Source organism: Paenibacillus sp. GCM10027626, assembly GCF_042676285.1.
Lineage (GTDB): Bacteria > Bacillota > Bacilli > Paenibacillales > Paenibacillaceae > Paenibacillus_Z.
Window position 1 is genome coordinate 1 of the sequence record NZ_JBHTHC010000005.1, and the last position, 15,605, is coordinate 15,605.

Here is a 15,605-nt window from a genome sequence, read left to right on the forward strand (position 1 = left end):
CACTATAGAAATCAGCTTTTTCGAAACAAAACACCTGATGGTAATCGTTTTCATCACCTTATTGTTCCATTATTGGATCAATTATTTTATTTCCATTTAATTGGAAGCGTTGTGGGGCAAGCTTAGTAAAGATATTGGTTATGGAGGTAGGCCGTTTATGACGAAGTACTTGGATGATATGATCAGTCCAATCCCCATTCGCATGGAGCGCTTAACGGTGGATCCCTCCCTGCTTCGCATAAAAGGGCTCTCGATCATCGAATTCGGCCATTTGCCCAAACGAAAATTACGCCACAAAAGCGTATCCAACAATCATTGGGCTTTCACATACATTGTCCGCGGCCGCGGCATCTATCGTGCAGGCGATGGCGCCGTGCAGCGGCTTGAGCCCGGAAGCGTATTCTGGGAATGGCCGGGGACAAGCTACGGCTATGGCCCGGATGAAGGGACGGACTGGGACGAGTTCTACTTCTCCTTTTCAGCCGTGGGATGAAAGGCAGTTTCTTGAGCGCCATCATGTATCCCGCTCGACGCTGCGCCGAATCGTCAGACAAAATACAGGTTACTCATTAAATGAATATGTCAACCGCTTAAAAATTAATGAAGCGAAAAAGCTGCTGCGGCTTACCGACCTGCAAATTCAACATATCGCCCAAATGATCGGCTATGAGGACAACGCCTATTTCGCCCGCTTGTTCAAAAAATATTCCTGAATGGCTTCCTTCTTCCGTCTTAATTTGCCTTTTACCCCCCGGCATTTCCGCGAACGCTTCCGCGCCAACAGCGAAGAAATAAGAAGCTAACGCTTCCCCATGTTACAGCACTGCGCGGCGCGGCATCATCAGAAGGGGATAGTCATCTGGGTACCTTCCATTTCATCCTCCCTATATTGACGATTAGGGCTAACGAACCTGAGACACGCTATGGATGGAAAAAAGGCGGGAAAGCGGCCGATTTTCGGTGATTAACGATCGGTAGATTCGTTACAGTCCACAAGGCTGCATTTTGAGCCGAATAAGGGCTGTCAGGTCTAAGCTTGACCCACATCGGTTCCATGAAATTCCAGCAGACTATTTGTGGAGTAGAACCTGCTATTTAGGCGCTTTTAGGCAAACCATATTCATTGAGTATTTCCAACGAAAAACTTAATGTGGAATAAAAATCCTTAAAAACTCCTTTTAAGGAACGTGTAGAAGAACCCTCTTCACTATAGAAATCAGCTTTTTCGAAACAAAACACCTGATGGTAATCGTTTTCATCACCTTATTGTTCCATTATTGGATCAATTATTTTATTTCCATTTAATTGGAAGCGTTGTGGGGCAAGCTTAGCTGTCAGGTTCGTTGTAGAGTAAAGGGCTGGGGTTACCAGCCCCTCCTCATCAAACCGTACACGTGCCCAATTAAGGCATACGGCTCTTCGAATAATCTTCGCAGAACTATAAAGACTCACCTTGATTCGCGGTTTTGGTAGCGGGTTTCGATTCAAGAATAGCTTGAACTTTTCCCATGTGAAACTCCGTTTCTGGCTTCTCCGGTTTCTCCACTTGAATAGCAGGTTTAGTACTTTACGGTAGTATCGAGCCATCCCGGTTAAGTTGTCCGATACCACCCAAATTATGCCCAAGGACATTACGAATGATGAGAAAATCAAGAAAATCGAAGAGATCGATTCCAGGTACAAATATATGATTTATCAGTAATGTTCGAAAATGCTATGCCGTCTGGGAGCTTTCCTTCACGCTTCCATTCCTCAGCGATCTCTCGTGTGACTGGAATAACCGGGATATTGGTTATCACATGGAAGTGAACAGCGCCGCGGCTATTCTCATCCTGAAATTCGACGACGGTAATGTACTTGAAGTCCTTTCCCTGCTTCTTACATACCTCCCGCACCTAGCAAAGCCAGCATTTTCTCCGCCTCCATTTATATACATAGTGAAATATCATTTTGTTGATCGCCATACTATTTCAAGGGAACAAGTTTCAATGAATTACCTGCATATATTTTATAAAGTACTTCTTCAGTAAATCCGGCTCCGTTCAAAAACAATTGCAAGTTGTTATCCCAGCAATCACGTCCATAAAGGACACGGTCTTGAAATTCCAGCAAAAATTCTTTTCCAAAAGAAGGCGTTCTGATCAAGGCATTATAACCGGAATAAGCCGATAAATCGCAGTACAAATTATCGTATGTGTGCATCATTTCAATCACTTTGCCTCCGGAAACTATTTCACCTTGAGGGTAACTCATTGTTTGATAGAGATCATCACCGGATATATGTGCCCAAAAACCAGGACCGTGGCCAAGAAACACCGTATCGGGACAAGCTCTGACAAGCCGCTCAAAAGCCTCGATCCCTCCACCATACCAATATCCTGGCTGTGCGAAGGGTCCTTCCTCCTCCACGCCATAATTGACTTCTACGATAACCGGCAATCCCTTCTCTCCGCAAAAACGAAACAAACTTATCGCATCCGGATGATCATATGTCATCCGGAGCATAATTTCACCGCACACCCGAACGCCGTACAGCTCAATAGCCGCCTCCATCTTTTGAATAACATGAGGCTGACGCGGGTCAGGTGCGTATCCAAGAACAAATTGATCGGGCGCCTTCATAGAATACTCCAGACAATGGGCAAATGGGATCGCCGCATCCTTCGTTCCAAATGTCTTCGGATGATAAACAGGCCAAGCTTCATGCTCAGGCGTCTCCAATGAAAGCAGCCATGTTCGGTCTATATTGAATCGTTTCATATTTTCCAGCGTCTTCTCCAGATTCATCATTTGATAATACGGGTGATTATGTGAATCAATAATCATAAGGGGTTTCTGCTCCTCTCTTAAAAACATTGTCTCTCTTCATTCCTTCAACGAACCAAGCATTGCGCCTTTGACAAAGTACTTTTGCAAAAACGGGTAGACAATCAATATCGGAAACGTGGCGAACAGAATAATTCCCGCTTTCATCATCTCCGGCGTAGCCGGTCGTACGATATCCATTGTTCCCGGCGTTGTTATGGTCTGCAAATTGTCTTCTATCACCAAATTTCGCAACAATACTTGAATGGGAAGTAGTGTTTTGGTTCGAATATAGATTAACGCTGAAAAATAGGCATTCCATTGCCCCACTGCATGAAACAATGAAATGGTGGCAATTACGGGAGTGGACATCGGAATCGCAATTCTCCAATAGTTCCCAAACTCTCCGCAACCATCAATTTTTCCCGCTTCCAAAATTTCTCCAGAAAGACCCTGAAAGAATGTTTTCATAATGATGACATTAAAGGCGGACAATGCGCCAGGCAGCATAAGCGCCCATAACGTATTTTCCATATAAAGCGATTTAACTAATAAATAACTTGGAATTAACGGCAAGGAGAATACAAATGTTACAATAATCCCTTTCAATACAAGACCGCGAAACGGCATTTGCGGCCGGGAAAGAGCATAGGCCATTGTCGATGTAAATAAAAGAGCAATGAAAGTGCCAACAACCGTAATATAAACACTAACTCCCATCGCTCTCCACAACGAATCCGTGTTGAAAATCGTTTTGTATACCTCGATATTGAATTCTTTCGGCCAAAAATAAACCATCTTGGTTCCGACATATTTGGGAGAACTGAGAGAGACCGCAAACAAATGAATAAGCGGAGCCAGCATGGACAGACTGAAGATCACCAATAACACATCATTAATATAGTGAAACAAGCGATCGGACCGATAAGTCGGCATGAAAATCTCCTCCTTTAGACCAACAGGCTAATAGATGCTCTCGCCTGTCGATTTTTTGCTAAGGTAGTTTACCCCTACTATAAGTAGTAGTCCGATAACCGACTTGAATATCCCAATCGCTGTGGTAAGACTGAACTGAGCGCCCAGCAGACCGATGCGATACACATAGGTGTCAATTACTTCTCCTACGGGACGTACGAGCGGATTAATAAAGATTAACACCTGCTCTACATTCGTATCCAACACGCTGCCAACGCGGAGCAGGAACAAAACAATAATAGCAGGCATTAGCGAGGGCAGCGTAATGGACCACATCTGCCGCCAACGACCAGCTCCGTCTACCATCGCCGCTTCATACAGATTCGGGTTTATGCCGGCAAGCGCCGCCAAATAAATAATCATTCCCCAGCCTGCTTCCTTCCAAATTCCAACCGAGACCAGCATGCCGCGAAACGTATCTGGATTCGTAATGAAATCCTTAGGTGCTGCCCCGATACTGCTCAAAATTGTATTCAAAAACCCGTCTAGCGACAACAAATTAATAAAAATGCCGCCTACGATAACCCATGAAAGAAAATGGGGCAAATACAATAATGTCTGAACGGAGCGCTTAAGCCACATTCTGCGCATTTCATTCAATAATAGCGCCAGCACTAGCGGAGCAGGAAAGCCAAATACAATGGATAAAAAACTAAGGATAAGTGTATTTTCTAAAATTTGATAAAACTCTCGAATAGAGAACATCATTTTGAAATTGTCCAGACCTACCCACGGACTTTTGACAATCCCGTCAAAGATGCTGTATTTTTGAAAAGCAATAATGTTCCCGCCAAGAGGTATATAATTAAACACCAAAAAATGCAAAATCCCCGGCAAAGCAATTAAAAACAGGATGACGGCGTCTTTCTGACAGACTTTTCTAAACATGAAATCCTCCTATCATTGCATACCCTTCGACTTCTTGTACCATTCCGTCGCTTCTTGAATCGCTTCATCGCCGCCATGCTTCTTCCACTCCGCCACAAATGCGTCGAAGCTGCTATCTATCTCTCCCTTGCCCGTTACCACTTTGGCGAACATATCCAGAAATAATGTCCCCGCTCCCCGGCCCAGTTCAGGACGAGCTTTCATAGCTTCAAGTACCGGCATATGCAGCGCTTCGTTCTTATATATCGATTGATTGGCCGCTTCAAGGCCTTGTTTCAACAGCTCCGCATTCGGATCCACATCGAGCACCAGCGGCTCCAGCCTCCCATCCCTGCGCGGATTAATCACCGTGCGGAACATCTCGGATTCATCAATCTCTGCATTTGCATAACTGGTTGGATCAAATTTCACCTTGCCTTCTTCCATCGTGTAGTTGTGCCCCTCGATACCATAGGCAAAAAACTTCTCCGCTTCTTCCGACGACCATGCCCAATCCAAATATTTAATCACATCCTCCGGGTTTATATTGGTGGACGGAATCACATATACATAACCGATCTGCTCGTGCTGCGGCGTAAGCCCCTGCCCTTTCGGCCCAACAGGTCCCGGCAGCATCGCTATTTTCACATCTTTCTCGTTTACAAACAGCTCCGAATGCCATTCGGAGTTATATTCCGGAACGTCGTGTGTCCACATAGCAGCTTTGCCCTGCTTGATTCCCGCCCGCCAATCCGAACCTTTGTTAGTGAACAAATTTGGGTTGATATAGCCTTTATCGTATAGCATTTTCCAAAATGCTAGACTCTCCTTCATCTCCGGTTGGATCAACCCTGGAACAAACTGGCCTTCACGATATATCCATTCATCCGGATGAACGCCAAATTCCTTAAAAAACAGATCACTGCCGTAATCGAGATTTTCTCTGACGTAGAAGCCATATTCGTCACTAGGATCGCCATTACCATTCATATCATTGTTTTTAACCGCTTCAAAAAACTCCAAATAATCATCCAACGTTTTGGGCTGCGGCAGATTTAGCTTATCCAGCCAGTCCTGACGGATATAGACGACACGATAAGCAGGCACAGCGGAGAGATAGGGGATACCGTATATTTTTCCATCTTTCGATACCTTCGAACTTTCCCAGGCGCTTTGCGGCACGTTTTTCAATATGTTCTGGCCGTATTTCTCCAATAGCGGGGTCAGATCCGTAAAGATATCTTTCTCAACCGCTCCCGGATGCATGGTCGAAATAATACTGTCTGTCCTGATCACATCAGGCAAATCACTCGAAGCGAAACGAACAGTCAGTTGCTGCGTGTAATCATTGCCATGACCTAAAAATTCATAATGCAGATCATAACCGGACAACTTTGATAGTTCCTTTCTATAGATGTCACTATCATCCTTATACTGCATGGCATAAGGCGACATAATATGCGAGAGCAAGAAATCAATACGCGGCGGCTTGCCTGCCTCAGCTTCCCCGCCGTTCTCATTGTTTTTGTTGCCGCACGCAGACAATAAGGATGATAAAATTAAGATAATAGCAGCAATGGTGCCCACACGCTTCAATTTACCCCTTTTTATCATTTAAACGTCTCCTTTTTCTTTGTTTTAAGGTGAATCGACCGGAATTTTGTCCTGATGGATCCACCCTTAGGCCATATCCCGACTATTCTTGCAAATCAAGCACTCGCAACAGCAACACTGCCGCTTCAGAGCGGGTTGCTTGAGCATCCGGCATAAATCTGTTATTGCTCCGTCCATGCCAAATGCCAACACTTCTGCCGACTTCTATCGCATCCTTCGCCCAGCTTGGAAAGCTGTCTTCGTCAGCAAATTTTACTGCTTTTCTGGCCGTTTGCTGAATATGGAAGCCTCTTGCAATCATTACGGCCATCTCCGCTCTGGTGATCGGACGATCCGGCCGGAAGCTTCCGTCCTTATATCCGCTTACGATACCTAACTGCACCGCTTGCGCTACGGCTTTCCTTGCCCAAGTATCAATTTGTCCGCTGTCCGTAAATACAAGCACCCCCTCTTTGCCCTCCGGTTGTAAGGCATTAATCAGCATTACGGTAAACTCAGCGCGAGTTATTGCATGATCAGGCTTGAACGCTCTCTCTTTATTACCGAGGATTAGCTTTGCCGCTGCTGCTCGTTTGATAAAACTTTCCGCCCAATGTCCCCGAATATCGTCAAACTCAATCTGTTCTTCGTCTGTACTGCCCCTGGAATTTTCTGTCTTATGGACAGTGATCGTATACGTTTTTCGGCTTCTATCCTCCGCCTGAACAGTAAGCGTCAGTATATTCGCTCCTTCTGTCAGCTCAATTTCCTCTTCGCTCCCCAATAATCGACCCTGAAAAGTCACCTGCGCCGCTGGATGTTCACTGCTCGCCTTTACTACAATCCAAGACGCATTTGTATCTGCTTGATAAGCAGTTTGATCTGGATCAAATGAAGGATTTATCGCCAAAGATTCGCCGCCAGCCCATAGTTCAAGTGATTTCAAATTAGTATTATTAGATAAAGAATAGACAGGATAATACGATGAGCCTGGATTATCTGGCAAATCCTTTTCCAGAACAAAGACGCCGCTCCCTATTGCAGGCAACTGAAAAGTAATGGCATTTGATTGAACAACACTGGCAATGCTGCCTTGTGTCTGATTCTGCACCTTCCATCCTTGCGGCATGGCAACCGTCACAGATTGTGCTTCGTAATAAGGATTAGCCATGATCAAATGCAATTGCTGATTATGCTCGAAAGCGGCAATTTCCACTGCCGAATCTGTATCCATCACGGTCAAAGCAACTGGTTGATTCGTCATAATAACAGGAATGGCCGATTCAAGTTGCTCCATCATTTGCAGGACATACGGCCAATTTTGCAAGAATGTATCTTCATCCGGCAATCGATTCCTGTCCGGGAACCACAAGTCAAAGAAGGAATAAAAGATTAAACCTTTTGAGCCATGAATCAGATCCTGATAGGCTTGATTGAGCATTTCTTCGGCATTAGGCTGATTAGGCTTACGCCAATCGTAATAAACGGACAGATCATGCATTTGCGCTACCATCCACATTCCTTTGGCGCCCCGTGTAACATTAGCAGTATGTTTGGCAAAAGTGGACGTCATCGTCAAATCGGTATCCTCGCCGTTTTGATCTCCTACCGGATAAGGATCGGTAGCCAGAACATCCGTTACAGGATAGTACTCCTCCAATATGCCCATAGTGTTGGAAACTTGCAGGACCGGATGGTTGGGATCCAGCTCTTTAATAAGCTGATACATTCTTTCCAATTGAGGCATCCAGCTTAAATCGAATTCATCGTTTATATACCAGGCGAGCAATGCCGGATGATCTTTCAAATCGGTAATATACTGTTCAGCAACCTCGAAAGGATCTTTGCCATCACTCCTGTTATTCGCTTCATCTCCCAAATAAATATCAACCAGATTATAGATCACCTTAAAGCCGTACTGGTGGGCGCGATCCAAAAATTGCACTGCGTCCGCTGCCTCGCCGTAAGTGTAGGATAACAATGTGTTAAACCCGGCATCAGCAATTTTTTGCAGGTTCTCATTGCTATGCGACCAATCACGAATCAGATAAGTTCCCCGCGGAAAAAACTTTTCATCATTAATTACTGTAAACCCATCTCGATCAATATAAATATGAGGCATTTGCTGTTGCACTGTAATTTCGTACTGCTCGCTTTGTCTTAGTTCCTGCTCGCTGTCCAGCAACTCGATTCGCCATACATACTTGCCTGCGGACAAAGGAGCAGCAGGTTGAAATCGTATTTCTGAATTGCCGTCCATTGCGGGAAGCGTTTGCATAAATACGGATTGATTGTTCTCATCCCGCACTTCATGACGAATAGAAAAACCCGTTTCATTAGCTGGAAAATGGTTTACTAAACTTACTTTCCATGGTTCAAGACTGCTGCTTAACGCAATTTGACGATAATTGGGATAAGTCAAATACGTTTTCATCAGTTTCGGCATTTCCCTTTGCACTATTACATCGTCAAACCACACTTTGCCAACCGTTTGTGGCCGCAAATAGAGGCCTATGGAGACACGAGCGGCATTGGGAGGAATAATCGCCTTACCTTTTACTTCCTGCCAATCGAATGTGCCAAGCAAACCTGCGGGAAATACCCCGTCGATGTAATTGTTGTTTGCATCATAACTTTGTATAAACATCGCAGCTCCATCTTCAGAAGTGGGTGGCAGTCCAGTCTGCTGCTCGATATCCTCCCCTTTGATCCAAACACTGAAATGAATCGTTTCCCCAGGATTAGCCGGGATATCTTGCATAAACAATTCATAATTATTGGCATCATTGTTCTCATAGAACAAGCTATTGCCATCGCTTCTGAATACGTTAGAATCAACTGTCGCCGTACCTTGCGGAATATTCCAAAAAGAAAGCTGTTCTTCAAAACCGCCGTTTTTCACCAAATTCGCGCCGCTATTATTGGCATCCCCATCCCCAAAAACAGCTTGCGGAGCACCTGTCGCCAACACTGCAATGACCAACAGCCACATCCACTTCATTCGCATCTTCATCTCTTATCCCCCAATCTACTCAATATAAGCTTTCAGCCTTGCTGAACAATGGATGTATTCAACAGGCTTAACTCCAAGTATAATCAATCTTTCTAACATGAAAATGCACGGTAAGGACATCTTATGCGAAATGTTGTCCCGTTTACGCAATCTTAGCTGATATGATATTATAAAGGCTAGATCACGATATGATCGGAGGCAGCCAATGAGAGCAAACGATCTGATTCCTTTGGAAAATATAAACATTAAAGTTGGCATTGGACCTATCTTGTTTGATATTTTGCTGGACAAAGCCTTCTCTGCCGATGTGCGACATTTCCCTGCAACCGTCACTCATGCCCACCCAGCTTATGAATTGCAATTCATTACAAAAGGCAGCGGATTATGCACAATTGGAAGCCAAACAGTGCCAATTGCAGCCGGAGACGCCATATTAATTGCTCCTCATGTCTACCATAAGTTCAACGGATGCGAAGATTTGGCAAGGAGCTACATGCAATTCACTTATTCCATTCGCAAATCTGCGGATGATTTGTTTCCGGAAGCTGAAGCCAATGATTTTTTGCGAGCGCTGTCATCTGTTCAAACCGTTGTTCTGATTCAACAGGTAAGTTCTATATTTCGACTAAAAAACTTGATCAGCAACGAACTGCGCGAACACTCATTCGGCAGCTACGTAAAGGTGCAGGGACTGTTTATGCAGCTGTTCGCAGAGATGTTGAGGGCAATGTTCAAAACTTCTTTTTTGCAACATCAGCCCCGCTTTCCGCTAAGAACGAAAGATGACAGCCGTACACAAATTATTGATCTGTTCTTTGAAAAAATTATCGAACAACCATTAAATATTGAGCAATTGGCTGCAGAATTGCATTTGAGCGTCAAACAAACCTATCGTGTCATCCAACAGCTTTATGGGAAATCCTTCAAACAAATTGTAAAGGAATTGCAAATTGAAAGAGCGAAAGAGCTTCTTGTATCCGCTCCGCTTACGCTGCGCCAAATTTCAGATTTGCTGGGTTATGCTGAACCTGGACATTTTTCCCGTCAATTTACTGCAACTACAGGTCTTACTCCCAATGAATTTCGCTTGCGGTATGACCGAAGTCATAAACAATAATGAGAATGCAAAAAATTTATATATTTCTGGCAGTCTGCCCAACAAAAATACGCGTCTCCTCATTTACCCTGCGAATGAGATACAGGATAAATTCAGAAACGCGTATTATGATGCTCTCAAAAGTTGTTGACTAATTCCCCTACTCATATCGAGCAAGAAACGCTTCCAAGATACTTAATGCTTCTTGCTGCTGCTTACTCGTTACCCCATAGAAAAAGCCATGTTCCGCTGCAGGAAATAAAACAGTCTCGGCATATGAACCATGCTGCTTAATCTCCTTCTCCAACTCATAAATATAACTATGCGGAAAATACTCTTCCTTGCCGACAATAAGAAAAAGGAAATCGGGCACATCTGGGTGAACTCGAGCTAGCGGAGACGCTTGTCGAAATAGCTGCTCGTTTTCTCCATAGCGCGCACCTATAACTTGCTCAATGCTCGCTTTAATTTCTTCATTCATATCCTTCCATTCCTCTAACGTACCCGGCCCATTGATGGACACACATGCAACGGGATCCTGCCAATTTCTCCTTAGATCGGGTTCAATTACCCACTCGTCAGGTTTTGTCATAGCCAATAAGGAAGCAAGATGTGCGCCGGCAGAGCTCCCAAGCACAATTATCCGTTCTATCCCATTCCCGTACTGTTCTCTCAAACAGTTAACAAATAACCGGTAGCCGACAACAATATCGCCCATTTGATCAGTTAATTGAACAGTTGGAGCAAGCCGGTACCCTGCTGTTGCAGATGCATACCCTTTCATAGAGAAATATTGCAAATGGGTATGGAAAGCTTCCCTTTCGCCCGCCGACCACCCTCCGCCATGAATGTAGAACAGCGCGGTTTTATGCGTAAGCTCTTCAGGCAATGCTATATCTATGGCACGTCTTGCAACCACCTCTTGCTCATAGAAATGCGTAAATATCTCCATCTTTATCCCTCCTATTCCCCTTTACTTTCCAGCGAGCTGCGGCCTTTGCATCAACGGACAACCCGGTTAATATTGTCGCTTTCGCTATTTAATATAAATATTATACCAATTAATATACGTTATCTTCCTGTGAACATCAATTAAAAAATCCTTTAGACTCTTCCGTTTCTCATTCCCTTGCCATTACAGCAAGTTCAGCTGCCAGGAAACGCCGAATCGGTCATTGACCCAGCCAAAGCGTCTGCTGAATGAAGCGGCGTAGCGAAGCGATTGCGAATGGGATCACGATGGAACGGCTCCAACCCAAGCTTCATGAGGAGAGCATGGAGAAGAAAATGGACGGGATGAAGAAGGCCTACACAAAAGCTCACAAGCAGCGCGATGAGAAACGTGCTCAAAATCGCTTGACGTTTCTGCACGACGGGCCTGAATAAATAATTTCACGGCTTCTTCCCACGTTAACCGATATGAAAGCCCCCCTCACAATTCGTTTCATTTTCCGAACAAAACCGGACCCTCTTAAAAAAATCAGGTCTGCCGCGCTTACTGTTAGACCATTTTCTACGCTAAACCTAGCCTGTTCCGCAGCGGTACGCGGTAAGTTGATACCAAGCTCCCGATAGACCCATTGCACTAGATAACTGCAATCCGTATAGTCATCTTGTCCGGCCTTCGGTTGACTGTACGGATCACCTAAGCGAGTGAGCGCCAATTTGATGACTTCGCTGTCTAGTTCTCCCTCGGGCAAATGCTGTTGAACATCCACAAGCCGCCCCGGCGTTCATGCTCTATTCGCAACGGTTTCCGTATGTTCGATCGTTTCAATACGGGATTCCAGTTGATTCATACCCCAAAACACCGATTGGATGATGCCGATTCTTGTTTGATCAAATGTGGCCACATCCATTCCGTTTTCTGAATCCATGACAGTCTTCACGGCAAGACGACTATAATATCCGCCCAGTTATCAATTCGAGTGTGGTCCGCGCTGCCGGGGTAATGAAACTCCACCCGGTCTGCATGGCCGGCGGACCGCTGTATTTCTACCAGTCGGTCGGCAAATTCATCATCCAGCTCTTGAACGATTCTGGAAAGCGGCTTTACATCGGCATCCGTATTTTCACCGGATACAAAGATACTGAAAGGAGAGGAGATGCTTGCTTGAATCGCTGTTTCTTTTGTAGAAACAACTCCCGATACTAACATATCCGGCTCAGAATTAATGTAGAGAGACGTTGTTGCCAATCGCGATCACGAATCAATGCGAAGACCACTCTGTAAACTTCCCTTCGATTACGACGTTCTCACGCGAAGCAAGTATCCTTTTTAAAGTAGAGCAATCTCAAATATCATCATCAACAAAGAAAACGTCAGGAAATAAAGAGAAAGTCGAAAGTTGTTTGAAGCCCATCTCGCTTCATTTTTTGTAATCAACCCATGTAGACATGCGATCAACCAAATTATTAACAGCGCACCAGAAACGATCAAATATCCTACACCAACATAGTTATAATCAAATAACAAATAATTAACGAAAAATAAGCTCACAACATACGGTAGCATCTGTATTTTTGTACGATATACACCTTTTATAACGGGAAGTAGTGGATACCCTGCTGCTCGGTATTCTTCTTTTTTTAAAATCCCAAGTGACCAAAAATGCGGTGGCTGCCATAAAAAAAGAAACAAGAATAAAAGCCATGCGCCGAGTTCCAGCTCATTTGAAAAACCGCAGTATCCGATCATTGGCGGCATAGATCCGGAGATACCTCCGATTGAAGTACTCCAGGTTGATGTCGGTTTAAGCCAAGCCGTATAGATCACTACGTAAACAAAAAGTCCAATGAAGCCCAAAGCTGCGCTTAATGGATTAACGAAAATATACAATGTAGCCAATCCAACGAACCCCGTTATAATCCCAACTAGCAATACATTCCGAGGTTTCAACCGCCCGCTCGGTAACGGGCGAACACGAGTCCGTTCCATTTTTAAATCTCGTCCACGATCCAAGAAGTTATTCAACATCGAAGCAGCTGCAACAACTAATGTTGTTCCAAACAGAATGAATATCAAAGTTAAATCGTCAAACTTCAATCTTGAAGCAAGACAATAACCAGCAAACGTACAAAATAAATTAGAAGCCAAAATTCCTGGTTTAGTAACAGAAACCCAATCTCTCCAGGGTTGGATTTCTATTAACGAATGGCCTGAGGCTCCACTGCTGTTCTGCATTTTGTTCCACCTCATATCTTCCAGAAAAAAATGATGTTGGAGGAGGTATCTGGATTCGAACCAGAAATCAGGGTTTTGCAGACCCTTGCCTTACCATTTGGCTATACCTCCATAGTAGAAGATAAAGTGATTATCTCTGATAATTAAATCTTAGTCGCTTCCTTTCATTGGATCAATTCTAATTACAGGATGATAACGATTAGTTTTTCCTATGATAATGAATATTTCTCAATCACAAATGGTTGTGCAGACTGAAACTTCAGCGACAAGAAGCTGAATTTTCAGTCTATATGTCTTTTTTCAAGTCTTGTTATGAATCATTCAAGACCTACAATGCGGAGTAGATCATCAGGTCGATTCAATCTGTATTTCGCGACAGTGCGTTCTGGTTGCTTGGCTCCCCACATCGCTATGGCGAAGTCGATTTGAGCCCCGTTCGCGCATTGCTGATCAAATACGGTATCTCCGACATAAAGAGTTGTTGTCGGGTCGATTCTGGTTTGCTCTACATACTTGAGCAACGGATCAGGCTCAGGCTTATGCTTGGACGTATCATCTGCACAAATAATGTGCGAGAAGTACTCACTAATACCGTGCGGCATAAAGTCGAATTTGAATTCCTCGCGTGTTTTAGACGTAACAACACCCATATGGATGCCTTTTCCGGCCAACTTTTTAAGCATATCTTCAATCCCGGGATAGAGGGTCATCAGATGAGTATTCCTTTTTACATAAAGCGTCAGCTTTGCAGCAGCATGCTTTACATCCGGAACCCCCAAGAGGTTCATACTATTCTCACTAGTCATCCCCAATACAGGAATCAATTCTTCACTTGGGTACTCCATGTTCTTTTCTTCTCTTAAAACCCGCTGCAAGGCTAGAATGATCGCTTGGTCTGAATTAAGAAGAGTCCCATCCACGTCAAATATAACGGCATGAATCATATTAAAAACCTCCTTTTTTCTTTCACAATTCCCGCTAAAAACCCATTAGTAATTCAATATCATTTATCGTATAATAATAGAAAATTCCTATCATTATAAAAGCAACACAAAAGGAGGAAGTCCAGTGGAACTGAAGCAATTGGAATACTTCATGACGTTAAGTCAAGAACTGCATTTTACCCGTGCTGCCGAAAAACTAGGTATTACCCAACCCTCACTTAGCCAGCAAATTCGTTTGCTTGAACACGAGATCGGCATGCCTCTCTTTGATCGCGTCGGCAAGAAAACGATGCTTACCGAAGCAGGTCGAGCGTTGCTACATCATGGATATAATGTGTTTCATGAACTCTCACAGGCACGGGCAGTAATCAGCGAACTGCAAGGTTTAAAGAGAGGTACATTGAAAATTGGCGCGCTTCTGACCGTTGTCAATTACTTGCTTCCTCCAACGGTGATGGGATTCCATAACAGTTACCCCAATGTAGAGCTTTCTGTGCTTGGGCTGCGAACCGGTGATATCTATAACGGACTGCTGCAAAATGAGCTTGATCTGGGAATTGTTTTATTGCCAATGGAGCATGAAGATCTTGAAACTATCCCGCTTTATAAGGAAAATCTTGCCCTTGCGGTAGCTGTAGATCATCCCATCGCCCAAGCAGCGTTTGTGACGCTTGATATTTTAAAGGAAACGCCCTCTGTTCTATTGCCGAATACTTATTTCTTACGGCAAGTAATTAATGAACAGTGCCGATCACTGGCATTCACGCCCCAACCAGTGCTGGAAATGACAACAATGGAATCGATCATAACAATGGTTGGCAAAGGGGTCGGTGTTACTATCCTGCCAAAAGGTTACTTGGATTATATTGACAATCCACATATTTGCACGATTCCGCTTAAAAATCCGGTACTCACTACGCAAATTGGTGTCGTATATCGTAAAAATAAACATTTATGTGCAGCCAGTCGTGTATTTATGGAACAATTAATTTCAACTGTTAAAAGCAGAAACTTTTAAGCAATTATGGTCATCCTTTTGATGAGTGTCATTCCTCCCACTTCAAAAAGTGGGAGTTCCAGAAGGCGAGAAAGGGCGAGCGGACTGTTTGACAACAGAGGAAAAGGCAG

The 15,605-nt window shown here is 44.1% G+C and carries 16 protein-coding genes, 1 tRNA gene and 1 pseudogene; 5 read left to right on the forward strand and 13 right to left on the reverse strand.

The genetic code is table 11. The annotated features are described in order from the left end of the window. The first annotated feature begins 157 nt into the window (after window positions 1–157). A complete protein-coding gene (locus tag ACFQ0N_RS11475) occupies window positions 158–493 on the forward strand; it encodes an AraC family ligand binding domain-containing protein (RefSeq protein WP_379326044.1) in 336 nt (111 codons plus the stop codon). Next, a complete protein-coding gene (locus ACFQ0N_RS11480) occupies window positions 441–713 on the forward strand; it encodes a helix-turn-helix transcriptional regulator (RefSeq protein WP_379326046.1) in 273 nt (90 codons plus the stop codon). Before ACFQ0N_RS11475 ends, ACFQ0N_RS11480 begins: the two co-directional genes overlap by 53 nt. 936 nt (window positions 714–1,649) lie before the next feature. Here the strand turns inward: ACFQ0N_RS11480 and ACFQ0N_RS38305 are convergent. The 6 genes from ACFQ0N_RS38305 to ACFQ0N_RS11505 form a co-directional block, all read right to left on the reverse strand. Further along, the gene (locus ACFQ0N_RS38305; protein ID WP_483874988.1) at window positions 1,650–1,895 is read right to left on the reverse strand and encodes a rolling circle replication-associated protein; all 246 of its coding nucleotides are present in this window, start codon (window positions 1,893–1,895) and stop codon (window positions 1,650–1,652) included. Window positions 1,896–1,965: 70 nt separating this feature from the next. Beyond that, on the reverse strand, window positions 1,966–2,826 hold the full coding sequence (locus ACFQ0N_RS11485) for an amidohydrolase family protein (protein ID WP_379326048.1): 861 nt from the start codon (window positions 2,824–2,826) through the stop codon (window positions 1,966–1,968). A gap of 39 nt (window positions 2,827–2,865) precedes the next feature. Then, on the reverse strand, window positions 2,866–3,741 hold the full coding sequence (locus ACFQ0N_RS11490) for a carbohydrate ABC transporter permease (protein ID WP_379326050.1): 876 nt from the start codon (window positions 3,739–3,741) through the stop codon (window positions 2,866–2,868). Between the two features lie 27 nt (window positions 3,742–3,768). Further along, window positions 3,769–4,668 (reverse strand): ABC transporter permease, encoded by a 900-nt coding sequence (locus tag ACFQ0N_RS11495; protein ID WP_379326052.1) that lies wholly within the window; start codon window positions 4,666–4,668, stop codon window positions 3,769–3,771. A gap of 12 nt (window positions 4,669–4,680) precedes the next feature. Then, window positions 4,681–6,261, reverse strand: coding sequence for an extracellular solute-binding protein (locus ACFQ0N_RS11500; protein ID WP_379326054.1), 1,581 nt, complete (start codon window positions 6,259–6,261; stop codon window positions 4,681–4,683). Window positions 6,262–6,343: 82 nt separating this feature from the next. Further along, complete coding sequence (locus ACFQ0N_RS11505) at window positions 6,344–9,253, reverse strand: S-layer homology domain-containing protein (protein ID WP_379326056.1); 2,910 nt, start codon at window positions 9,251–9,253, stop codon at window positions 6,344–6,346. A gap of 205 nt (window positions 9,254–9,458) precedes the next feature. Between ACFQ0N_RS11505 and ACFQ0N_RS11510 the strand changes: the two genes are divergently transcribed. After that, a complete protein-coding gene (locus ACFQ0N_RS11510; RefSeq protein WP_379326058.1) occupies window positions 9,459–10,370 on the forward strand; it encodes an AraC family transcriptional regulator in 912 nt (303 codons plus the stop codon). Between the two features lie 139 nt (window positions 10,371–10,509). Here the strand turns inward: ACFQ0N_RS11510 and ACFQ0N_RS11515 are convergent, their stop codons facing one another. Next, window positions 10,510–11,301: an alpha/beta hydrolase gene (locus ACFQ0N_RS11515; protein WP_379326060.1), complete on the reverse strand. Its 792-nt coding sequence runs from the start codon at window positions 11,299–11,301 to the stop codon at window positions 10,510–10,512. Between the two features lie 183 nt (window positions 11,302–11,484). Next, a pseudogene (locus tag ACFQ0N_RS11520) lies at window positions 11,485–11,529 on the reverse strand (hypothetical protein); the annotation flags it as partial. 20 nt (window positions 11,530–11,549) lie between these two features. Between ACFQ0N_RS11520 and ACFQ0N_RS11525 the strand changes: the two are divergent. Beyond that, the gene (locus tag ACFQ0N_RS11525; protein WP_379326678.1) at window positions 11,550–11,735 is read left to right on the forward strand and encodes a hypothetical protein; all 186 of its coding nucleotides are present in this window, start codon (window positions 11,550–11,552) and stop codon (window positions 11,733–11,735) included. Here the strand turns inward: ACFQ0N_RS11525 and ACFQ0N_RS11530 are convergent. From ACFQ0N_RS11530 to ACFQ0N_RS11550, 5 genes are all read right to left on the reverse strand, one after another. Continuing rightward, on the reverse strand, window positions 11,696–12,067 hold the full coding sequence (locus ACFQ0N_RS11530; protein WP_379326062.1) for an NlpC/P60 family protein: 372 nt from the start codon (window positions 12,065–12,067) through the stop codon (window positions 11,696–11,698). The genes ACFQ0N_RS11525 and ACFQ0N_RS11530 overlap by 40 nt on opposite strands. Window positions 12,068–12,234: 167 nt before the next feature. Continuing rightward, window positions 12,235–12,507, reverse strand: a complete 273-nt coding sequence (locus tag ACFQ0N_RS11535; RefSeq protein WP_379326064.1) for a hypothetical protein — start codon at window positions 12,505–12,507, stop codon at window positions 12,235–12,237. 120 nt (window positions 12,508–12,627) lie between these two features. Beyond that, on the reverse strand, window positions 12,628–13,533 hold the full coding sequence (gene cyoE, locus ACFQ0N_RS11540; protein WP_379326066.1) for a heme o synthase: 906 nt from the start codon (window positions 13,531–13,533) through the stop codon (window positions 12,628–12,630). A 37-nt stretch (window positions 13,534–13,570) separates the two neighbouring features. Further along, a tRNA-Cys gene (locus ACFQ0N_RS11545) sits at window positions 13,571–13,644 on the reverse strand. A gap of 206 nt (window positions 13,645–13,850) precedes the next feature. Then, the gene (locus ACFQ0N_RS11550) at window positions 13,851–14,477 is read right to left on the reverse strand and encodes an HAD family hydrolase (protein WP_379326068.1); all 627 of its coding nucleotides are present in this window, start codon (window positions 14,475–14,477) and stop codon (window positions 13,851–13,853) included. Window positions 14,478–14,601: 124 nt separating this feature from the next. On the opposite strand from ACFQ0N_RS11550, the gene ACFQ0N_RS11555 reads away from it, so the two are divergent. Then, a complete protein-coding gene (locus tag ACFQ0N_RS11555; protein WP_379326070.1) occupies window positions 14,602–15,495 on the forward strand; it encodes a LysR family transcriptional regulator in 894 nt (297 codons plus the stop codon). The last annotated feature ends 110 nt before the right edge of the window (window positions 15,496–15,605 follow it).